The 20,622-nt window shown below is 61.1% G+C and carries 21 protein-coding genes, 1 tRNA gene and 1 pseudogene; 13 read left to right on the top strand and 10 right to left on the bottom strand.

What is annotated here, in order from left to right; translation table 11 throughout:
* Positions 1-21: 21 nt before the first annotated feature.
* A complete protein-coding gene (locus IE116_RS10610) occupies positions 22-984 on the bottom strand; it encodes a tripartite tricarboxylate transporter substrate binding protein (protein WP_189612252.1) in 963 nt (320 codons plus the stop codon).
* A gap of 101 nt (positions 985-1,085) precedes the next feature.
* Here IE116_RS10610 and IE116_RS10605 point away from each other — a divergent pair, with 101 nt between their 5' ends.
* The 5 genes from IE116_RS10605 to IE116_RS10585 all read left to right on the top strand — a co-directional run bounded on the left by IE116_RS10605 (position 1,086) and on the right by IE116_RS10585 (position 5,787).
* Positions 1,086-2,006: a LysR family transcriptional regulator gene (locus tag IE116_RS10605; protein ID WP_189612249.1), complete on the top strand. Its 921-nt coding sequence runs from the start codon at positions 1,086-1,088 to the stop codon at positions 2,004-2,006.
* Positions 2,007-2,128: 122 nt separating this feature from the next.
* Positions 2,129-3,442: a M20/M25/M40 family metallo-hydrolase gene (locus IE116_RS10600; protein WP_189612247.1), complete on the top strand. Its 1,314-nt coding sequence runs from the start codon at positions 2,129-2,131 to the stop codon at positions 3,440-3,442.
* Between the two features lie 13 nt (positions 3,443-3,455).
* Positions 3,456-3,878 (top strand): hypothetical protein, encoded by a 423-nt coding sequence (locus tag IE116_RS10595; RefSeq protein ID WP_189612245.1) that lies wholly within the window; start codon positions 3,456-3,458, stop codon positions 3,876-3,878.
* Positions 3,875-4,567: an ABC transporter ATP-binding protein gene (locus IE116_RS10590; RefSeq protein WP_189612243.1), complete on the top strand. Its 693-nt coding sequence runs from the start codon at positions 3,875-3,877 to the stop codon at positions 4,565-4,567. The genes IE116_RS10595 and IE116_RS10590 overlap by 4 nt, the downstream gene beginning before the upstream one ends.
* Before the next feature lie 11 nt (positions 4,568-4,578).
* Positions 4,579-5,787: an ABC transporter permease family protein gene (locus IE116_RS10585; RefSeq protein ID WP_189612240.1), complete on the top strand. Its 1,209-nt coding sequence runs from the start codon at positions 4,579-4,581 to the stop codon at positions 5,785-5,787.
* A gap of 36 nt (positions 5,788-5,823) precedes the next feature.
* On the opposite strand, the pseudogene IE116_RS26155 reads toward IE116_RS10585, so the two are convergent.
* A pseudogene (locus tag IE116_RS26155) lies at positions 5,824-5,940 on the bottom strand (VOC family protein); the annotation flags it as partial.
* A gap of 129 nt (positions 5,941-6,069) precedes the next feature.
* On the opposite strand from IE116_RS26155, the gene IE116_RS10580 reads away from it, so the two are divergent.
* Positions 6,070-6,489, top strand: a complete 420-nt coding sequence (locus IE116_RS10580; protein ID WP_189612238.1) for a DCC1-like thiol-disulfide oxidoreductase family protein — start codon at positions 6,070-6,072, stop codon at positions 6,487-6,489.
* A gap of 75 nt (positions 6,490-6,564) precedes the next feature.
* Complete coding sequence (locus tag IE116_RS10575; RefSeq protein ID WP_189612236.1) at positions 6,565-7,008, top strand: MarR family winged helix-turn-helix transcriptional regulator; 444 nt, start codon at positions 6,565-6,567, stop codon at positions 7,006-7,008.
* A gap of 6 nt (positions 7,009-7,014) precedes the next feature.
* Here IE116_RS10575 and IE116_RS10570 read toward each other — a convergent pair whose 3' ends face one another.
* The 4 genes from IE116_RS10570 to IE116_RS10555 form a co-directional block, all read right to left on the bottom strand.
* Positions 7,015-7,995 carry a Bug family tripartite tricarboxylate transporter substrate binding protein gene (locus IE116_RS10570; protein ID WP_189612234.1) on the bottom strand — a complete coding sequence of 327 codons (981 nt, stop codon included), beginning with the start codon at positions 7,993-7,995 and terminating at the stop codon, positions 7,015-7,017.
* 67 nt (positions 7,996-8,062) lie between these two features.
* The gene (locus tag IE116_RS10565; protein ID WP_189612232.1) at positions 8,063-9,199 is read right to left on the bottom strand and encodes an LLM class flavin-dependent oxidoreductase; all 1,137 of its coding nucleotides are present in this window, start codon (positions 9,197-9,199) and stop codon (positions 8,063-8,065) included.
* Positions 9,196-9,987, bottom strand: a complete 792-nt coding sequence (locus tag IE116_RS10560) for an alpha/beta fold hydrolase (RefSeq protein ID WP_189612230.1) — start codon at positions 9,985-9,987, stop codon at positions 9,196-9,198. The genes IE116_RS10565 and IE116_RS10560 overlap by 4 nt, the downstream gene beginning before the upstream one ends.
* Positions 9,988-10,023: 36 nt before the next feature.
* Positions 10,024-10,623, bottom strand: coding sequence for an NADPH-dependent FMN reductase (locus IE116_RS10555; RefSeq protein ID WP_229828093.1), 600 nt, complete (start codon positions 10,621-10,623; stop codon positions 10,024-10,026).
* A 648-nt stretch (positions 10,624-11,271) separates the two neighbouring features.
* Between IE116_RS10555 and IE116_RS10545 the strand changes: the two genes are divergently transcribed.
* A complete protein-coding gene (locus IE116_RS10545) occupies positions 11,272-12,804 on the top strand; it encodes a lysozyme inhibitor LprI family protein (RefSeq protein ID WP_189612223.1) in 1,533 nt (510 codons plus the stop codon).
* A 32-nt stretch (positions 12,805-12,836) separates the two neighbouring features.
* On the top strand, positions 12,837-13,595 hold the full coding sequence (locus IE116_RS10540; RefSeq protein ID WP_189612221.1) for a hypothetical protein: 759 nt from the start codon (positions 12,837-12,839) through the stop codon (positions 13,593-13,595).
* Between the two features lie 345 nt (positions 13,596-13,940).
* Here IE116_RS10540 and IE116_RS10535 read toward each other — a convergent pair whose 3' ends face one another.
* Positions 13,941-14,918 carry a Bug family tripartite tricarboxylate transporter substrate binding protein gene (locus IE116_RS10535; protein WP_189612219.1) on the bottom strand — a complete coding sequence of 326 codons (978 nt, stop codon included), beginning with the start codon at positions 14,916-14,918 and terminating at the stop codon, positions 13,941-13,943.
* 224 nt (positions 14,919-15,142) lie between these two features.
* Between IE116_RS10535 and IE116_RS10530 the strand changes: the two genes are divergently transcribed.
* The 4 genes from IE116_RS10530 (at position 15,143) to IE116_RS10515 (ending at position 18,903) form a co-directional block, all read left to right on the top strand.
* Positions 15,143-16,111 carry a LysR family transcriptional regulator gene (locus tag IE116_RS10530; RefSeq protein WP_189612217.1) on the top strand — a complete coding sequence of 323 codons (969 nt, stop codon included), beginning with the start codon at positions 15,143-15,145 and terminating at the stop codon, positions 16,109-16,111.
* 132 nt (positions 16,112-16,243) lie between these two features.
* The gene (locus IE116_RS10525) at positions 16,244-17,224 is read left to right on the top strand and encodes a Bug family tripartite tricarboxylate transporter substrate binding protein (RefSeq protein WP_189612216.1); all 981 of its coding nucleotides are present in this window, start codon (positions 16,244-16,246) and stop codon (positions 17,222-17,224) included.
* Positions 17,225-17,285: 61 nt separating this feature from the next.
* The gene (locus tag IE116_RS10520) at positions 17,286-18,374 is read left to right on the top strand and encodes an amidohydrolase family protein (RefSeq protein WP_189614563.1); all 1,089 of its coding nucleotides are present in this window, start codon (positions 17,286-17,288) and stop codon (positions 18,372-18,374) included.
* A gap of 208 nt (positions 18,375-18,582) precedes the next feature.
* Positions 18,583-18,903, top strand: a complete 321-nt coding sequence (locus IE116_RS10515) for a TehB-like domain-containing protein (protein ID WP_189612214.1) — start codon at positions 18,583-18,585, stop codon at positions 18,901-18,903.
* A gap of 71 nt (positions 18,904-18,974) precedes the next feature.
* Here the strand turns inward: IE116_RS10515 and IE116_RS10510 are convergent, their stop codons facing one another.
* The 3 genes from IE116_RS10510 to IE116_RS10500 form a co-directional block, all read right to left on the bottom strand.
* Positions 18,975-19,127 carry a hypothetical protein gene (locus IE116_RS10510; protein ID WP_189612213.1) on the bottom strand — a complete coding sequence of 51 codons (153 nt, stop codon included), beginning with the start codon at positions 19,125-19,127 and terminating at the stop codon, positions 18,975-18,977.
* Between the two features lie 67 nt (positions 19,128-19,194).
* A tRNA-Lys gene (locus IE116_RS10505) sits at positions 19,195-19,270 on the bottom strand.
* 95 nt (positions 19,271-19,365) lie between these two features.
* Positions 19,366-20,355, bottom strand: coding sequence for a Bug family tripartite tricarboxylate transporter substrate binding protein (locus IE116_RS10500; RefSeq protein WP_189612211.1), 990 nt, complete (start codon positions 20,353-20,355; stop codon positions 19,366-19,368).
* Positions 20,356-20,622: the final 267 nt, after the last annotated feature.

The following is a 20,622-nucleotide window of genomic DNA, read 5'->3' as shown; positions in this document are numbered from 1 at the left end:
AGGCGCGTTGGGCAAGGCCCGTCACTCCATGGTGATGCCGCGGTCCTTCACAAGCTTGGACCACTGGGGCATTTCCTTCTGGAGACGGCTGCGGGCCTCGGCGGCCGAGGTTGGCAAGGCTTCAAACCCTTCCCTGGTCATACGTTCGCGGGTCGCGGACGCGGTCAGCACGGCGTTGAGCGTCTGGTTGAGTTTGTCCATGACCGGCTGCGGCGTGTTTGCCGGAGCGAACACCATGAACCATGTTTCGAACGAGTAATTGGGAAGGCCGGCTTCCGCGATGGTTGGCACGTCGGGCATCAGCGGCGAGCGAGCGGGACCGGTGACTCCCAAGGCACGCAGCTTCCCTGCCTGCACCTGGCCGCGCGCGGCGGACAGCACGGGGAAAGACATCTGCACCTGCCCACTGATCGTATCGATCAGCGCGGGGCCACCTCCGCGATAGGGCACGTGGACGATGTTGGTGGCGCTGACCGCCCGGAACAACTCGGCCGCCATATGGAACGTGCTGCCCGGACCGGCAGACGCGTAGCTCAATTCGCCCGGCTTGCTCCTGGCCAACTCAATCAGTTCCTTCACGTTTTTTGCGGGGATTTTGTCGTTCACCACGAGAACGTGCTGCGAGCTTGCGACCATGCCGATCGGTGCGAGGTCCTTCAAGGTGTCATACGGCATCTTGGACACGAGCGCGGGATTGATGGCGAGCGAGACGGTCTGCAGACCAATGGTGTACCCATCCGCCGCGGACTTGGCGACGGCGTCGACGCCAATGTTGCCGCCCGCGCCACCCTTGTTTTCGATCACCATCGGCCGCCCAAGCGCTTTGCCCCATTCATCGCTGATCATCCGCGCCACGATATCGGCACTGCCCCCGGGCGCGTACGGAACGATCATCTTGACCGGCCGATCCGGGTAGGCCTGCGCCGCAGCGGTGGACGACGCAAGCAAGGCGCACAGAGCAAGCAGAATTTTTCGTTGGAACATGACGGTCTCCTGTTGTTATCGATTATGTGTAGCCATCATAATAGTTAATAGTTATTGAATAATTCATTATTAATTTGTTCTTTGTTTCTTTGGATTCAACAATGGACGCCATATCCGACCTGGAGTTTTTCGCTGTGGTGGCGAAGGCGGAAAGCCTCCGCGAAGCCGCGCAGCACCTGGGTGTCACGCCACCTGCCGTCAGCAAACGGCTGGTGGTCATTGAACGCCGGCTAGGCGTGCGGCTGATGCAACGGACCACGCGACGCGCGAGCCTGACTCCTGAAGGCGAGCTGTATCTAGTGGAGGGTGCAAAGGTCCTGGAAGACCTGGAAATCCTCGAGCGCAAAGTGGCAGGCGCCCAGGCGGTTCCGCGCGGCATCTTGCGAGTGGTGGCAACGCTGGGTTTTGGCCGCAAGCACATTGCGCCGGCGTTGTCTGCCTTTGCAAGAACCTATCGCGACGTGGAATTGCAGCTGACCTTGACCGACAGGCCGGTCAATCTGGTCGATCAGGGATTCGATCTGCAGATCCGCTTCGGTGATCTGCCCGATTCAACGTTGACCGCGCGACTGCTCGCCCACAACCGGCGAATACTGTGCGCGGCCGACGCCTATCTTGCAGCGCGAGGCGAACCCCAGACCCCGCGCGAGCTGGCACAGCACGCCTGCATCTTCATTCAAGAGAATGACGAAACCTTCGGCACGTGGCATCTGCGCTCCGGCGCGGCATCAGAGAAGGTCAAGGTGCGTGGGCCACTGGCCTCGAACGATGGCGAGTGCGCCGTCAGCTGGGCATTGGATGCCCACGGCATCCTGATCCGTTCACTGTGGGAAGTGGCGCCTATGCTGCAAGCGGGCACCCTCAGACCGGTGCTGCCCAAGTGGCAGCTGCCCGCCGCGGACATCTATGCCGTATTCCCGACAAGAAGCAACCTGTCGGCAAAGACGCGTGCACTGCTCGACCATCTGCTCGGTGTGTTCGAGAAGCATCGAAGGAGCCTTGACGGAAACTGGCATGCTTAGGCGGTTGCCTGTAAGCGTTTTTTTCCTGCGCAGCCCTAGCGCACGCTAGGTAAAACGCTTACGGATAATCACCAATACGGGTGATATATTCACTGACTTGCGAACCTTTGTGGTCGAACTTGATGAAATCTTTCTACTCGCCGTTCCCGCTTTCCGCGCTTTCATTGACCCTTGCCTGCGTCGCCTTGGCGGCCAGCGCAGCACACGCCCAGACTGCCGATCCCGCCGCGCAGGTGCAGCGGGTTCTGGCCAGTCCGGTCTTCAAAAGCGCCGCTGCAACGCTCGACAAGGAGCATGGACGGATCGTTGAAGAAGCCATCAAGCTGACCGAAATTCCGGCTCCGCCCTTTGCGGAAAAGGAACGTGCCGAGGAGTTCGCCAGGATGCTCAAGGCGGTTGGCCTGAGCGACGTGCAGATCGATCCGGAAGGCAACGTGCTGGGCCTGCGCAAGGGCACGCGCAGTGACGGCAAGGTGGTGGTGGTCTCGGCCCATCTGGACACCGTGTTCCCCGCCGGCACCGACGTCAAGGTCAAGCGTCAAGGCACCAAGCTGTACGCGCCAGGCATCGGTGACGACAGCACGAGCCTGGCGGTGTTGCTCGGTTTTGTGCGTGCCATGAAGGCCGCCGGCGTCAACACGCGCGACGACATCCTGTTCGTCGGTACTGTGGGTGAAGAAGGCCCGGGCGACCTGCGCGGCGTGCGCTATCTGTTCACCAAGGGTGCCTACAAGGACAAGATCAAGTCATTCTTCTCGGTAGAGTCCGGCGACATCAACCGGGTGACGCACGGCGGCGTGGGCTCAAAGCGTTACCGCATCACGTTCAACGGTCCGGGCGGCCACAGCTACAGTGCCTTTGGCGCCGTCAATCCGATGTTCGCGCAGGCGCAGGCTGCAGCGGAGTTTTCGCGCATCCAGGTGCCCGCCACGCCCAAGACCACCTACAGCATTGGCTTGATCGGTGGCGGCACGTCCGTCAACTCGATCCCGGTAAGCAGCTGGATGGAAGTCGACATGCGCTCCGAATCGGTGGACGAGCTCAAGCGTGTGGAAGATCGTCTGCTGAAGATCGTGCAAGACGCCGCCGATGGCGAGAATTTTGCCCGGTCCACGAAAGACGCAAAGATCACGGTGGAGGCAAAGCTTATTGGTGACCGCCCCGCCGGGAGCACCGACATGAACGCCGAGATCGTGCAGATCGCCAAGACGGCCATCGAAGCGGCCGGCTACAAGCCCAACTTCAACTGGAGTTCCACCGACTCCAACATGCCGATGAACCTTGGCATTCCCGCCCTGACCATCGGCCGTGGCGACATCGGCAAGAGCGGCCGCAGCCATTCGCTGGACGAGTGGACGGACGTCGAGAAGGGCCCCATGGTCAAGGCCATGACGACCTCGCTCAGCATCGTGCTCACCGCCACCGGAATGGAATAAGGAAGACACCATCATGCAGCGGCGCCAATTGCTTCTCGGCTTAGCCGCCCTTGTGCCGCTGGCGTCGTGGGCCGAGGCGGCGCCGCGCATCCGGATGTTCGAGCTATACCAGCCGGACCTGAGTTTTTCCGATCTCGCCAAACGCCTCAAGGGCAAGCCCATCACGATCCAGGGCTTCATGGCCCCGCATCTGAAGGTGGAGTCCGATTTCTTTGTGCTGTCGAACTCGCCAGTGGAGACCTGCCCGTTCTGCGAATCCGAAGACCAGTGGATCGACTCCATCATCTTCGTGCGCATGAAAAAGCGACAGGAAGCGGTGAACCCAGGTGCGCTGATCGAGGTCGCCGGGGTGCTCGAGATCGGTCCGCAAACCGATAGTGCCACCGGGTTCGTCAGCCGCGTGCGTCTGGCCGACGCGACCTTCCGGCGCCTGTGAACCCCACCCTCGAGGCGGTTGCGCTCCGTACCACCTTCGCCGATGCCGGCGGCGCCCGCATCGCCGCGCTGGACCGGGTTGACGCCCGGTTCCTGCCGGGGCAACTGAGCGTCATTGTCGGCCCGTCAGGTTCCGGTAAAAGTACCTTGCTGCATGCGCTGGCGGGCATCGTGGTGCCGGAAGAGGGGCGCGTCCTGTTTGGTGACGACGACCTGAGCGCGCTCGACGAAGGCCGACGCGACGCCTGGCGGTTGACCCATTGCGGCATGGTGTTCCAGGACTTTCGCCTGATCGATGAACTGGACGCGCTCGCCAACACCTTGCTGCCGGCGCAGTTCACCCATCTGCGGATGCCGGCGGTGCTGCGTCAGCGCGCGCAGTCGCTGCTGGCCGAGTTCGGTGTGCCGGCGCGCTCCGGCCCCGTCGCGCGGCTGTCGCGCGGCGAACAGCAGCGGGTGGCCTTGGCGCGCGCCTTGCTGCTCGATCCGCCGGTGCTGCTGGCGGACGAGGCCACGGCCAGCCTGGACGCCGACAATGGCCAGCGCATCGCCAACGCACTGCTCGCGGTCGCCCGCGCCGGCAAGACGGTGATTGCGGTCACGCATGATGACAGGGTGTCGGCACTGGCCGACCAGCGCCTCACCTTGAAGACCGGCCGGGTGGTCGTGCCTGAAGAGGTGCAACCATGAATCCCTGGCCGTTGATCCGCGCGGCCCTGGCCCGCTATCGCTGGAGTGCCCTGGCGTTCATCCTGCTGGTGGCAGCCGGTGTGGCGCTGTCCGTCGCCCTCGTGTCGCAAGAGCGGGCCTTGCGCAGCGGCAGCGCCCGTGCGGCCGATCGGTTCGACCTGATCGTCGCTGCTCCGGGCAGCCGGACCGACAGTCTGCTTTCCACCGTGTTCCTGCGACCCGGAAGCACCCAACTGCTTGGCCCGGCGTTTAGCGCTGGTTTGCTCAACGACACCCGCGGCAGCTTTGTATCGCCGCTGGCATTTGGCGACAGCCATCGCGGCCTGCCGGTGGTCGGGGTGACCGCAGCGCTCGTGGAGCATCTGTCTGGGGGACTTGCCGAGGGGCGAGGCTTCTCCAGCCGCACCGAGGCCGTCGTCGGGTCGGCTTCGCGGCTCAAGGTAGGGGAGCGATTCCGTCCCGCGCACGGTGTGCATCACAACGGCGAGGCACACGGCGGCAACGATGACCTGGATGCGCATGAGGTGGAGATCGCCGTAGTCGGCCGCATGAAGCCGACCGGCTCGCCATGGGATCGCGCGATCCTGGTCCCTGTCGAACTGGTGTGGGGAATGCACCATCTGCCGGCAGGCCACGCGCCGGATTCCACGCAGCTGGGACCTCCCTTTGACGAAGCGTTCACGCCCGGCATCCCCGCCGCGGTGGTGCGGACCGCGAACCTGGCGGAAGCCTACAAGTTGCGGCGCGCCTACACCGGACGCGAGTCCATGGCGTTCTTTCCTGCGGAAGCGCTGATACAGCTCTACGCCGTGCTCGGCGACATTCGGCAGCTGATGAGCCTGTTGGCGGTGGTCACGCAGGCTCTGGTGTTGCTCTCGATCATCGCCAGCGTATTCATTCTGTTCCGCCTGCTGACGCCCCAGTTCGTGACCCTGCGCGCCCTCGGCGCCCCGCGGCGATTCGTATTTGTCGTCGCGTGGGGGTTCACCGCCGCGCTGATGCTTGCGGGCATCGCCGTGGGGCTGATGGGCGGCTATGCCTTGTCCTTTGGCATTTCCTGGTGGCTCGCGAAAGCCACCGGCGTCAGCCTTCAGCCAGCGCTGGGTGTGCAAGAAATCGTGATGGCGTCGGTCTTGCTTGTCGTAGGCCTGACGTTGGCGGTGTTGCCGGCGTGGCGGTTGCAACGCCTGTCGCTGGCCGGGGCCTTGAAGGATTACTGAGTCACCTCATCACGCGAGACACGGTTCAGCTTTTACTCAGGACGCTGTCCAGACCGCCAGTTCGTAACCGTCTGGATCGACGAAGTGGAAGCGGCGTCCGCCAGGAAAGGAAAATTCGGCGCGTGAAAGGGTGGCGCCTGCGGCGATGACTCGTTCAAACGGCTTTCGCGATCCTGGCAGTGAGGGCTGGTGCTGCCAATGGCAACGTTCAATCACGGAACCGCGCGCCTGTCTGGCGCGGCCCTTTCAAGATAAATCCGGGTGCCGCTCGCCGAGCCGAACATGACATCAAGAACAACACAGCCCACTCAGACGCCCGCACTCGTCATTTATGACGGAGATTGTTTTTTCTGCCAGAACTACGCCGCGCTGGTTCGCCTGAAAGCGTCGGTCGGGACGGTCGAATTGCTCGATGCCCGCTCGAACGATCCGCGCGTGGCCGCCTATTGGCAGCAGGGCTACGACCTGAACGAAGGCATGCTGTTCGTTTATGGCGGCCGGGTTTTTCATGGGCACGAAGCGACGCGCATGCTGGCCACGCTATCGAGCAGCGACACCCTGTTCAGCGCACTCAATCGACTTGCGCTGTCCAGCCCGATCGCGGCGCGCCTGTCGTACCCGTTGTTGAAACTGGGCAGGCTTGCATCGCTGACGCTTCGCGGGAAACGCCTTCTGAACGATCCGCGGGGCAAGCGCCGGTAGGGCAGGCGCTTGGAGCACGACACCCTGATCGCATAGAATGGCCTGCTTCATCCGCCCGGCCGCCTCGCTTCGATCATGACCACTCGCACTCATAGCCTGGGCTTTGTCGTTGCATCCCTGCATCGGCGCATCGTTGCCCGCCTGTCGGCGCTCACCGAACCCCAGAACGTCATGCCAGGTCACTTTCCGGTGCTGCGCTGTCTTCGCGATCTGAAGGTGTCGACGCAGGTCGAACTCGCGCGCATCGTGGGCGTCGAACAGCCGTCCATGGCCGCGACGCTCATGCGGATGGAAAAAGCAGGTCTGATCCAGCGCGTGTCTGACGAGACCGATGGGCGCAAAAAGCTGGTGTCCCTGACCCCTCAAGGTCGGGACATGCTGGTGGTCATGACGGCTTCCGCACTGTCGGTCTACCGCGAAGCCAAGGCAGGACTGACGGAAGCCGAAGTGGGAGAATTCCTGCGCATTGCGCGCAAGATGACCGCCAATCTCGAAGTGGAGCGGGACGACGGTCCGTAGAGCAGGTCAGAGCTTGATATCGGCAGCCGTAATGACAGCTTTCCACTTCCGTGTTTCGTCCCTCACATAGTGCTGCAACGCCTCGGGCGTGCTGCCTTCCACACTCAAGCCGAATCCTTCGCCTTGCTTGCGAAGGCCAGGTTCGCGAAGCGCTTCGTTGATGGCCAGACTGAGCTTGCTGACGACGGGTGCGGGCGTACCCTTGGGCGCAAACAGGCCAACCCAGGTGTCGGCCGCGAATCCCGGCGCTGCGGCTTCAGACACCGTAGGGACGTCTGGAAGCGCGGTGGATCGCTCCGTGCCCGTCGTCGCGAGCGCCTTGAGTCGTCCGCTGGCGATCAGGGGCAACGAGGCGGTCAGATCCATGAAACCGATTGGCACGCGTCCGCCGATGATGTCCTGCAACGCCTCGGGCGTGCCCTTGTAGGGAATGTTGCGCATGTCCAGACCCAGGCGCTGCTTGAACAGCTCGGCGGCCAGGTGGTGGCTGGTTCCGACGCCGTTGGTTGCGAAGGTGTACTTGCTGGGGTCCGCTTTGACGCGTGTGATCATGTCGTTCAACGTAGCAATGCCCGAGTCAGGGCTGGCAACGATGACAACCGGACCGCGGGCGACCATCGAGATGGCCACCAGATCGCGCTGGGGGTCGTAATCGAGATTCCCGTAAAGGGTCGGGTTGATAGTCATCGCCCCCGTGACGCCGACCAACAAGAAATAACCGTCGGCCTGGGCCTTGACCACATACCGCGTCGCGACGTTACCGGCGGCGCCTGGCCGGTTTTCGATCAGGAATGGCTGACCGAAGCGGGACTGCAAACGTTCCGCCAACGCCCGCGAGATCGAGTCGGCCGATCCGCCTGGGGGAAAGGGCAGGGCCATACGCACGGGATGCGCTGGATAGTGCGCCGCATCGGCGGCCAGCGCACAAAGCGATGGGGCGGCCACCAGGATCCCGGCAACAAGGCAACGTAAAGACCTGAACATCATGGGTATCTCCTCCACGATTGGATTGGCAGGCGTGGCGCATTGCAATGCGCTCTGGCGCCTATGTCGTTTAGCGTTTCTGGAAGTGAGGCAGTATTTCCTCGGAAATGGCCTGCATGTTCGCCCGGGTCATGTCGTCCGGCAAGGTTCCGAATTGCGTCTTCGTCAGTGACGTTCCAAAGCCCGCCATGGCTTCGTACTCGGCCAGCCGTTGACGCACCGTTTCGGGTCCGCCCACGATCACCACACCCGCTTTAACAAGATCGTCCACCGACTGGACCTTGCCCGATGCATTGGCCCGCGTCATCTTGATGCGCTTCATCGCCTCCATGTTGGTGTACCCGGGAGGCAGCAGCATTTCGATCGGCATCTTCAAAAGGCGAGTCATGAGCGCTTCCAGATGCGGACGCGCCTCGCGCATCGCTTTCTCGTCGGTGTCGCCTACATAGATGCAGTTGGACCAGGCAAGTTGTTCGGCAGTCGCTTCGTAACCCGCTTTGAGCGCCTCCTCGCGATACATGTCGAAGAACTTCTTGACGGTCGCAATCGGGCTCAAGGTCTGGCAGTAGGTGTAGCGCAGCCCCGCTGCCCACTTGATGGTGCTGCTCGATCCTTGCGACGGCACCCAGATGGGCGGACCCGGTTGACGGTACGGACGTGGCCACGGATTCACATACTGGAATTGATAGTGCTTCCCGTGATAGGAGAAGGGACCGGGTTCGCTCCAGGCCTTGACGATCATGTCGTGCGCCTCGGCGAACCGTTCCTGCGACTCTGCCGGATTGATGCCCATGGCATGGTATTCGGCGCCAATTCCGCGCACGAACCCCGCGATGAAGCGCCCGCGCGTCAGGTTGTCCAGCATCGCGAATTCCTCGGCCACCATCAGCGGATTGCTGAGCAGCGGAAGCGCCCGTCCCAAAATGGCGATCTGCGCCTTCTTGATGCTTCGGGCCAGGGCACCGGCCAGCACACCGGGAATCGGCATCATGCCGTAAGCAGTCTGGTGGTGCTCGTTCAGGCAGACGCCATCGAAGCCCAGCTGCTCGGCATACTCCATCTGATCAAGATACTCGTGATACAGATCGGCGCCCAACACCGGATCGTAGTGCCGATTCGAGTAGGTGACCCAGGCGCCGCCGTTTTGCTCCACGGCATCGAGATCGGCGTGGCGGTAAGGCATCAGATGAAAGTTGAAGAATTTCATGCGGCACTCCCGGAGGCATTCGTGAATCGGGTCAGCGCGCCTATCGTGGCGCCAGTCTGTTCGACGTGCGGCGCATGTCCGCAACGAGGAATGACGACCAGCTGCGCATCTTTGACGCTGGCCTCCCACGCCCTGCCATACGCCACTGGCAGCACCTTGTCGTCCTGGCCCCAGACCACGAGCGTCGGCACCTTGATACGGTGCAGCCATTTCTGCAGGAAGGGATCGTGACCCCGGGGCTGCCAGGTCAGGCGTGCAGTCATCTCTTTGTCCTGAATCGCGATGTCCAGTTCTTCGCTCACACGTTCCTGGGCAAGAAGTCTGTCGACGATCGCTGCATCGAAGTAGGTGTCCCGCAGCAACTGCTCATCGGACCGCAGGAACACATCGACCGTCTCGACGTCCGGTACGTAGATTCCCTGGGACGCGATAAGGCTCAGCGTTGCCAAGGACGTGCCGCTGCGCACCGCCATGTCCGCGCCGATCCAACCCCCCAGGTCGTGGCCCACGACGTGGGGCCTGACAAGCCCGGACTGATCGATGAAGTCCAGATAGAAGTTGGCGAGATCCGACACACGGTCCAGCCAGTCGGGGCGCACGCTGCCACCGAATCCTGGGTGTTCGGGAGCAATGCAAGTGAAGTGCTGCGCCAGTTCTTGCAGCAGGGGCTCGGCCTCCTTCAGGCCGCCTGCGCCATGAAGGAATAGCAAAGGAGGGCCGTCGCCGTGCCTGACGACGTTCAGCGCGGTGCCATGCACATCTTCAACGGATGGCTTGATTGCATTCATGGGGGTGTCTCCTGGGAACGCAGAGGAAATGTGATGTCAGGCGGCCGCGCGCTGCGCGTCGCGTGCCGCATCTTGACGAAAGCGGTGAGCGAAGCTCATGAGGTCGTCACAGAGGAGTTGCATCTGCGCATCGACGCGCGCATCGACGCATGTCCCGTCTTCGGCAAACGCCGGGTCGCCGCCAATACACACGCCGAGCGGCGTGGGCCAGCCACGAAGGGCGTGGACGGTGTCGCGCAAGGCGCCAAGCGTGGTGACAGCAGCCTGCCAGCCCGCCGCCGTCACGATGCACCCGACGGCGCGGCCCGACAGATAGGCGCGCGTGTCGCCCCGCATGTCCTCGGTGTAGTCGAGCGCATTTTTGACAAGGCCCGACATGCTGCCGTGGTACCCCGGTGACGCGATCAGGACGGCATCGGCCAACCGCAGCTCGGCGACCATCCTGTGTGCCTTCGGCGACCGCGACGCCTCGTGCGGCGCATACATGGGTAAGACGAGATCGTCGCCAGCCAGGAGGACACTATCGGCGCCTCGCATCTCGCAGAGCCGCAGTGCATGACGCAGGGCCCGTTCGGTCGACGAACCCGGACGGGACGTGCCACCCAGGGCAACGATACGTGGACGAAAAGCTGACATGTCGGCTCCTAATTGCATAGCTAGCTATGTTTATATTAGGCTCGCCGTTGGTGAGAATTGTCAATATGGGTAGTTACGCGGAGCGGGATGCCTGTCCGGCTATCTGCGACCGCTTCGGGTTACGCGCCCGCCGTCAAAGGGCGAGCTCGCATCCCTGCATCCGTCTCGATCGCGTTGGCGAAATACGGTACTGGCCAGGCATCGTTTGACCTGCTCAAAAACGCTCCCATAACACACCTGAAAAGAAGCCCAAGGCGCCTGGTTTGGTAACCCGGCCCCGCCCGAGGGCTTTTCCAGTACAGGGCGTTCCTAGATCGGCGCGGGCCTGTGCAATGCGAAACCTTGCGCATAGTCGACGTTCAACGACCTGAGAAACGCAATCAAATCGTCGGACTCGACAGACTCAGCAATAGTCTGCATGTTCATTGTTTTGACGGCGTAAGTCCGCGTCAAGTCAGTGCTCGACGCCAGATGCGGGGTGATTCGAACGGATGATTGACGCCTTTCTGTGAAAGCGTATTAATCGCAATTCGGCGGCAATTTAAAGTGGCGTGAGTTCGCGACGGGGATCGTCGCGCTCCGCTTCATAGCCGCCGCAGTGGACGCGCCCCGCGATCGACACCAAAGCAGCGCGGTTGGAGGCAGACGATGAAGAACTCGGTCCAAAGCATGGTGCTTGCGCTACTTCTTCACTTTGTATGGCCTGGCGAGCCGTCGTTTGCTGCAAGCTTCGATTGCGCGCAGGCGAGAACGGTCACTGAGAAGACCATTTGCCTCTCTCCTGAACTGTCAGCACTAGATGCGCAGATGGCCGATGCGTACAGAGCGGCTATAGCTACAGGCGATGCGGACCAACTGCGCGCGGATCAGCGCGCCTGGATCCGACAGCGTAATCGGTGTCAGACCGCGATGTGCTTAGTCGAAGCCCATCGCGCACGCATTGCTGCCTTGGCGACTGTGCGTCGTCCGGCAGGTACCCCGTCAAGCGTTCCCGCAACCTCCCTGGCACAGGCGCCGGCCGCCTCTGTGCCACGCCAGGGCTCGAAGCCCATCGGAACCCTACAGGGGATCCAAGCCTGCGACAGGCTTGCTGCGCACCCTGACGATCCAGAAGCGTTTACCCAGGGCGTTACTGACGCCCAACTGGACGCTGCGGCGAGCGCCAACGCCTGTCAGCGGGCGGTGCTTGAAGACCCTCTGGCTCCTCGCCTTCGCTTCCAGCTGGCGCGGGCCTACCTCAAGTCTGGAAAATTCGAGCCAGCGATCGATGAACTCATCGCCGCAAGCGAAATGGGGCATGGTGCGGCACTAGCGACCCTTGCAGACCTGCACCTTACCGGCGTCCAAGGAATTGAAGTTGATCCCGTGCTCGCGCATAGTCTCTACGAAAAGGCTGTGGCTTCGGGGTTCACACCAGCGGCCAGGGTATTGAGTGACTTCGCTGATATGACTGATGCGTTCGCGAAGGCCGAGGCAAGCGATGCGAATACATCGTCGGTTTTGCCCAGCCTGGTCGCACTTAAGCCCTACGCGATGCCGAACATCGTGGAAAACATCCAAAGCAAAAAACTAGACGCCATCGTTTTCGATGAGCTGTGGGTCAAAGATTACTTGGTCAATATCGCCGATAACATCAGGGCAGTGTGCGAAGGGCATTTCACCCAGCAAGACGTTGAGAGGCTGAAAGCCCAGTCTGGCGCTGATCATTTCGGTCTCGGTCAAGCTACCGTTGGCGCCAGCCTTTTGGGCGCGATGGCCGCACTATCCCAAGCGATGAAAGATCCAGGTGCATTCGCTGCGGCGCATGCTTCCGCTGGAGATGTGCTCAACGAAGACGCCTTTGACGTTGCGATGAAGGACACCGAAGCGCTTTTCCAAAGGCATTCTTGCCATACCCCTGGTCTAGAACAGTTCTCGAAGAACTTGCGTGCTTTTGTCGGAAACGAGCAGGCACCTTTGCCCCCGGAGGGGGCCCTTATGAACGCTTGCATGCGCGATCCGCCGCAAAGCAAGTACGGGCCTCGCGACTTCTGTCTTTGTTTTGGCGGAGGGCTCGGTAAAGCTCGTGTTTCGCAAGCAAATCGCAACTTGCTCGCCAAGGACTTCAAGTCTGCCGCGGTCGCGATCATGACCATAGACCGCAACGTTCCGCAGTTCCAGAGTTGTCGATCAGGTTTCTAATTCCGACTCGCCGATGAGCGAAGGAGAACGAGATGCGCAAAATCAAGCTAACACAGGCAGTTTTTCTGGGTAGCGTGGGGATACTCGTTCTGGGGATGATGCGATCGGAGACGTCGCAAGCACAGTCCAATTGGCAGCGCCAGCAACAACAGCAACAACAGCAGCAACAACAGCAGCAGCAGCGCCAATATGAGATGCAACGCCAACAACAGCAAGCACAGCAACGACAGCAGATGCAGGATCAACAGCGCCAGCAGATGCAAGCGCAGCAGCGTCAACAAATGCAGCAACAGCAGCGGCAGCAAATGCAACAACAGCAGCAAGCACAACAGCGTCAAATGATGCAGCAACAAGCGACAGCGCAGCAGCGGCGGCAGATGCAGCAGCGCGGCGTTAGCCAGCCGACGGCACCGGTCGGCTCGAACGGCCTCTCGAGGGTAGAACGACCGCTCACCTCGCAAGAGATTTACCGAGGGTTCACCGGCAAGCAGACAGTGGATGGACGTGCGTTGATTAAGTACAAGGATCGCATCTTGGCCGTTCCCGCTTCGCGGGTGTCCAGCTTGCTTCCGCAAACCGCGAGCAACGCTAGCCCACAGCGCACGGCTCCACCAATGCTTGGTCAGGGAGGGCAACGAGATCGCCGCATCGAAGGCATCGTGCAAGCCAATGGCAGCCCGCCGCGTGCTTCAGCGTCTGGCGTGAGCGACATCGGCGCGAATCACCAGGCAGCTGGCATTCAGGCTCGCATTAGCGAGGCAAGGGCGGCCAGAATTCGCAAGGCGGATTGAGAGCGGGGCGAGAGGCGGATGCTGCGTTTCTGCATCGATTTCTCGCAGTTGGTTCATCGCCGTCTTGTCATTGGTGGCCGACGACCGTCGGCAGGGCGTTAATCGAGTGCAAGAAAACGGCAAGCGTTGGCGGTAGCGATCGCGTCGAAGTGCGCGCCGGGTGGAACGCCTGCGGCCAACGCACCTATTGGATCCTTCTCCATGACAGAAAAGGGGTAGTCAGTTCCGATCAGGAGGCTCTGGGGTCCATAGGCCTTGACGAGAAAGGCGAGCGCGTCGCCGTCGTAGACGAGCGTGTCGTCACTGCCTCGATTGAAGAAGGGAAGGGCCGCTGGTCGCCTGCAATTACTGCTGTCGCATGTTCCCCGCCTCGACCACTGGCCGCCAACGCTGGAGCGCGTTGGTAATGTGACCAGCGAACGCCTCGGGCGTAGTGGGCATGGCGACAGCACCTTCACTATCAAAACGCTCGCGCAGATCGGGCGCAGCTAGCGCTCGATTGATATGCTGATTGAGCAAGTTCACTACATCGACAGGCGTACCTGCGGGTGCCATGATCCCGTACCACTGGTCTGCTTCGAAACCAGGAAACCCACTCTCGGCGACGGTGGGAACATTGGGAAGGACGGGGAGCCTTTTGCTGCTCGAAACGGCGATGGGACGGACCTGACCTGAACGGACAAACGAGTTCGACACCGGGACGCCTGGGAACGCCATCTGAATCTGCCCGGCGACCAGATCTGTCATCACGGGAGCGGCACCCCGATAGGGCACGTGAACAATGAATGTCTTGCTCACCATCTTCAAATATTCGGTTGCCAAGTGCGCAGCGCTCCCGTTCCCTCCTGTGCCGTAATTGAGTTGTCCAGGTCTGGAGCGGGCATAGTCGATAAGCTCCTTGAGGGTTTGCGCGGGCACAGACGGATGGACCACAAGGACGTTCGGCACGTTGGCGACCCAAGCCACGGCGGCGAAGTCATTGACGGGGTCGTAGGGAAGTTTGGGCATGATCAACGGGTTTACCGCATGCGTGCCAATGTGTCCCATCAGAAGCGTGTATCCGTCCGCCTTCGACTTCGCGACCTTGTCGGTGCCTATCGCACCTCCAGCACCTGCAACGTTCTCGATGACCACTGGCTGACCAAGTGATTCACTGAGTTTCTGGGCGACTGCTCGACCCAGGATGTCAGAGCTGCCGCCAGGAGTGAATGGGACGACGAGCCGGATAGGGCGCATTGGCCACGAGGACACCTGCGCCTGGGCTGCATTGGATGCGCACATCAATACCGAGCAAAGCAAGAGGCTAGTCCACCCGTTTTTCATATTGTCTCCGCGGTGTCGCCTTATGCGAGCTCGATCGGAGATTCGATCGGACAGCCACGGTCGGGCGTATGATTCTGTGACCAGCGAGTCAACTGTATCATCTATATGAATTGCGCCGCATGAGGGTTTGCGCTCGTTCATGGCCACTCTGAAACGCAGCGCAAATTCAGGGCGAGTGCTCCGTCGCCACCCACTTGGCTCGATATCCCATAGGGGGGCATGACATGGATCTGAGGCAACTTGAATACTTCATCTCGGTAGCCGAGCTTGGCAGCTTCACCCAAGCGAGCGCTGTCCTGGGGGTTGGCCAGCCCGCTCTCAGCCGGCAGATAAGACGCCTGGAAGTGACGCTTCGTCAGAACCTGTTCCTCCGTAATGGTCGCGGTGTGAGCTTGACTGAAGCAGGGAAGCGATTGCTTGCCCACGGACGAACCATCCAGATGCAGGTCATCAACGCCCGGCACGACGTCGAGGATGCGCGCGGCACGCCACTTGGGCGAGTAATCATCGGCTTTCCCTATGCAGTCGGCAGGACCTCGAGCGTCGCTCTGGTGAAGGAGTTTCGGCGGCGCTTTCCTCGCGCGCACCTGTGCATCACCGAGGGGCTGACCATCCATCTGCAAGAATGGCTGTTGTCCGGCCGGCTCGATATTGCGTTGCTGCACGACCCAGTGCATTCCCCACATCTGGACCTGTTCCCCATCCGCGAAGACGACCTGCTTTTGTTGAGCCACAAGCGTCCGTCGGACCCCGCGCAGGGTGAGGACATTTCCCTCATGCAGGTTGCCGAGCGGCCGCTGATCATGCCCTGTCGGCCACACCCCCTGCGCATGATGGTCGAGACACGCCTAGCTGGCTTGCGGCTGAAACCTCATATCGCCCTTGAAATCGATGCGGTCGCGACCATCGTGAACCTTGTCGCTCAGGACGAGGGGTACGCGGTTGTCACTCGTCACGCCGTCGCTATCAGTGCCGCTCAGGAAAACCTCCGCGTTCAGCGAATTGTTGCTCCCGAGATGACCAGCATTCTGGCGATCGCGACATCGTCCGAGCGCCCGACGACCACCCTGGTGAAGCAAACAACTGGCCTGTTAGTCGAGCAGTTGTCACTACCTAAACGCGAGCATCGTACGGTGCCTGTCTTAGAAATCGAGCCTGTTGCACACCCCTTCGCCCGAAGTGCCAACCTATGATTTGTGGGAATAGCAGCTAGGCAGCAATGTCAGTTCTTGTGCGTCGGCGCAAGGTCTAAGCTCTCCGTTATCGCATGGCGTACATGTGGCTGCCGTGACGATGCAAAAAATAGAACGAGAGGAGACACTTCCATGAAGAAAAGCATAGGTCGACGATTGGGGATTCTTGCAGGCACTGCGGCCTTGGCCTTTGTGCCCATGCTATCCAATGCGGCTGCATACCCCGACAAGCCCATAACGCTGGTCGTACCGTTCCCCGCCGGCGGCGCCGTGGACACACTGGGTCGAATATTCGCGGAAAGCATCAGTGCGCAGACTGGTCAGTCCGTGATCGTGGAAAACAAGGGGGGTGCCAATGGCAACATTGGAACGGAGGCAGTCGTCAGGTCCGCTCCCGACGGCTACACCGTCTTGCTTGCTGCAAACGGGCTTGCCACTAATCCCGCCATCTATCCGAAGCGAACGTTCAACGAACTGACGGATTTACGACCGGTTGCCTATGTGGGATACGCGCCGTTGATCCTGGTGGTCGCGGCCGACTCGCCTCACAAGACACTGGATGGCCTGATCAAAGCTGCCAAGGACAAACCGGGCAGCATCTCGTTCGCCAGTTCCGGAAGCGGCAGCGCGCCGCACCTGGCTTCCGAACTGCTGCGCCTGACCAGTGGCGCCAACATGGTTCACGTTCCTTACAAAGGGGGCGCGCCAGCCAAACTCGACCTGGTCACCGGACGAGTGTCTTTCATGCTGCTCAATCCGCTGGAGGCAGTTCCGCAGGTCGAGGCCGGCAAGTTGCGCGCCTTGATGGTGGACAGTGACGCGCGCTTGCCGCAACTGCCGGATGTGCCGACTGCCAAGGAGCTAGGACATCCCGAGCTTGAAGCCAAGGTCTGGTGGGGTTTTGCTGTTCCCAAAAAAACGCCCGATGCGGCAGTCAATGCGCTCAATGCACAGATCAACACGGCGTTGAAGGACAGGGGCGTCCAGGAAAAGCTGAAGCAGATGGCCGTGACCATCGGCGGGGGTTCGCCGCAGGAGTTCGATACGTTCTTCAGGCAGCAGGTTGCCAAGTGGGCCGACGTGATCAAGAAAGCCGGCGTCAGCACGGACTGATTTCCTCTTCGGCCACGCCCGCATGACCTGGCGTGCCGAAGCTCACATTTCAAGGTACGACATGATCATCGATTGCCACGGGCATTACACCACTGCTCCCAAAGCCTTAGCTGCGTTTCGGGCATGGCAGCGCGAATCGCTGACGGTCTCGCGCGCGCTCCAGTTGGATGGCTCGGCTGCACGGCTTCCCGCTGATCCCGGCGTGGTTGTCAGCGACGACGAGATACGCGAGTCGCTCGAAAAGCATCAGTTGCGGATCCAGGCAGAACGCGGCGTCGATCTAACGCTGTTTTCGCCCAGGGCCGGGGGGATGGCCCACCACGTTGGCGATGCCCGGATAAGCGAGGCGTGGACGCGACATTGCAACGACCTCGTTCACCGCGCGGTGTCGTTGTATCCGAGCAGGTTCGCGGGTGTCTGCCAGCTGCCGCAATCGCCGGGTGTCCCGCCAGCCAATTGCATCCCGGAGCTGGTGCGCTGCGTAAAGGAACTCGGCTTCGTTGGCTGCAACATCAACCCGGATCCAACCGACGGCTATTGGACCGATCCGCCGCTGACCGACCGATACTGGTATCCGCTATACGAAAAGCTCGTCGAACTCGACGTCCCCGCCATGATCCACACCAGCTGTTCATGCAACCCCAACTTTCATTTCACGGGCGCGCATTACATCAATGGCGACACGACAGCGTTCATGCAGTTCCTCGACTCCGCGTTGTTCCAGGACTTTCCGACACTGAGGTTCGTGATCCCGCACGGGGGCGGCGCCGTGCCTTATCACTGGGGACGTTATCGCGGGTTGGCGCAGGACATGGGGCGCCCCCCGCTGGAAACGTTAATGAACAATGTTTTCTTCGATACCTGCGTCTATCACCAGCCTGGCATCGAGTTGCTGCTTCAAGTCGTACCCGAAGACAACGTGCTGTTCGCATCGGAGATCGTCGGGGCAGTAAAGGGTATAGACCCTCGCACCGGATTTCACTACGACGACACGAAAAGGTATATCGACGCTGTCGACTGGCTGCCGCCACCCGCTCGTTCAAAGGTGCTAGGAGGCAATGCGTTGCGCGTTTACCCGCGCTTGAAGGCCCATGTGGCGCGCGGGCCGAGAAGTGATGGAGTTGCTGTTGCTCAGGGGAGGCTCGGCTAAAGCCCATGACCTTCAGAAAGACATGCGATCGCGTCAAGCGCGAGTTGCCCCAGAACTGCAAGAACCTTGCAGCGACTTAGCTGAAGCAAGGCGGCATACGTTGAAAGTGATTTCAGCTGAAGCAAACCGAAATTCAGCGTTCAAACGAGAGGGCGCTCGGAATGGCCACGCCAAACAGCGCCAGCCATCAACTATCTAAAGGACGTGTATGGATGATTTGGTCCGCTACAAGACGATGCCGGTTTGGAACGCGGAAACGTTGCCAAGCGCGTTTCAACGCATGCATAACACACAGGAAGGCACTTGGGCGCAACTCAAGGTGCTTAACGGAAGTCTGGTTTTTACGTTCATGACTGCGGAGGGCCTGGAGATCGAGCCGCGTACCTTCACGCCGTCCGAACCGCCGCCCCTCATCGCACCCAGGCAATGGCATCGCATCGTTTCCTATAGTCCGGATATGGAATGCCAGCTATCGTTTTACTGCACGCCCGAAGCGTACGCTGCCAAATCATTGCGCCTGGAGCCGTGAGCTAACGATCTGGTCGGTTCAGCGAAAATCAATCTCAAGGCGCACCGAGTCGCCTAGATCACGCCCTTCGCCTAGATCACGCCCTTCGCCGACAGCACGACCTTGGCCGATGCATCCTCGGCGACGTCCACGCGGTAGGACGGCCAGATCGCGAACGGGTTCGTGCTGAACGCGAATTGCTGGCGGGGAGGCGACGTCGTGCGCGAGTTCGAAGATGAACCCACAAGCGCAAAAAAGCCGCATCAACTTGCATTGATGCGGCTTTTTTCCGGCTTCTTACACCGGCAGTTCTGGTGGGCTGTGAGTGGCTCGAACACTCGACCTACGGATTAAGAGTCCGCTGCTCTACCAACTGAGCTAACAACCCGAGAACGAAACTATAGCAAAGTTTTTAGGCGCTTGTAAAGTCGACCGGCAAAATTGCTGCGTTTCGCCCAGCGTTGCTTAAAAAGCAGGCACGTCTTATTCGATCAGGACGATGTTCTGTTCCTTGGCAATGCGTTTGCGCAGTGCCAGTTCCTTGGCGATCTGGGCGCCGAACTGCTCGGGCGTGTTGCCGTCGATCAGCGAGCCGCTTTCGAGCAGGCGGTCGCGCACGGCGGGCATCTTCAATGCCTTGACCGAGGCTTCCTGGATCCGCTTGACCACCGCAGCGGGTGTGCCGGCTGGGGCGACGATGCCGTACCAGGCGACGTTGTTCACTTCGGGCAGGCCTTCTTCGGCAAAGGTCGGGACGTCCGGCAGGGCAGGCAGGCGTTGGGGCGACGCGATGGCCAGGGCGCGCAGCTTGCCGGCGACCACGTGCGGCATGGTGGATGGCAGGTTGTCGAACTGGGCGTTGACCTGGCCGGCCAGGGTGTCGTTCAGGGCGGGACCTGATCCGCGGTATGGAACGTGGACCATGTTGGTCTTGGTGACCGACTTGAAGAGTTCCCCGTCCAGGTGCGAGATCGAGCCCGTTCCGGCAGACGCATAGCTGTATTTGCCGGGTTCTTTCTTCAGAAGGGCGATGAACTCCTTCATGTTCTTGGCCGGGACCTGCAGGTTCACGGTCAGCACGTTGGGCACGTTGACCAGGTTGGTGATGGGCGTGAAGTCCTTGATCGGGTCATAGGGCGTCTTGGCGTTGGTGGCCGGGTTGGTGGCCATGGTGCTGACGGTGGCGATGCCTAGGGTGTAGCCGTCGTTGGGCGAGCGTACCAGCGCATCGGCGCCGATCGCGCCGCCGCCACCGCCGCGGTTTTCCACGACGACGGTCTGGCCGAGTTCCTGCGACAGGCCGTTGGCCACGATACGCGCGACGATGTCGGTGGTGCCGCCCGCCGCAAAGGGAACGATCAGGCGGATGGGTTTGTTCGGATAGGCCTGAGCCACTGCGGCGCCGCTGGCACTGATGCCGAGAATGGCGGCGGCGAGAAGGGCGGTGACGCCTGGTTTGACTGTCAGCGACATGAGTTGAGAATTCCCTGGCGCCCGGGGCGCCGGTCAAGGTAATGGGGATAAATGGATGCCAACGTACGGCCGCGACGGCAAGCGTCGCGCGTAGTTGAACCTTAAAGGATTCAACCCGATGCCGCGCGGCCGACATATCAGTGCGAACCCTAGGGCGGCGGTGCTATTCGGGATGAATGCGACGGCATCAGATGACGGCACGCGTCCCACCCCGGTCCCAGCGTCGTCCTACCCTCGTCCTAGTCGCGTCCCAGCGTTGAGTTCCTC

It is taken from the genome of Pigmentiphaga litoralis (genome assembly GCF_014651835.1).
Taxonomy (GTDB): Bacteria; Pseudomonadota; Gammaproteobacteria; order Burkholderiales; family Burkholderiaceae_B; genus Pigmentiphaga; species Pigmentiphaga litoralis.
The sequence above is the reverse complement of the archived record's forward strand: the minus strand, read 5'-3'. Positions and strand labels throughout refer to the sequence as shown.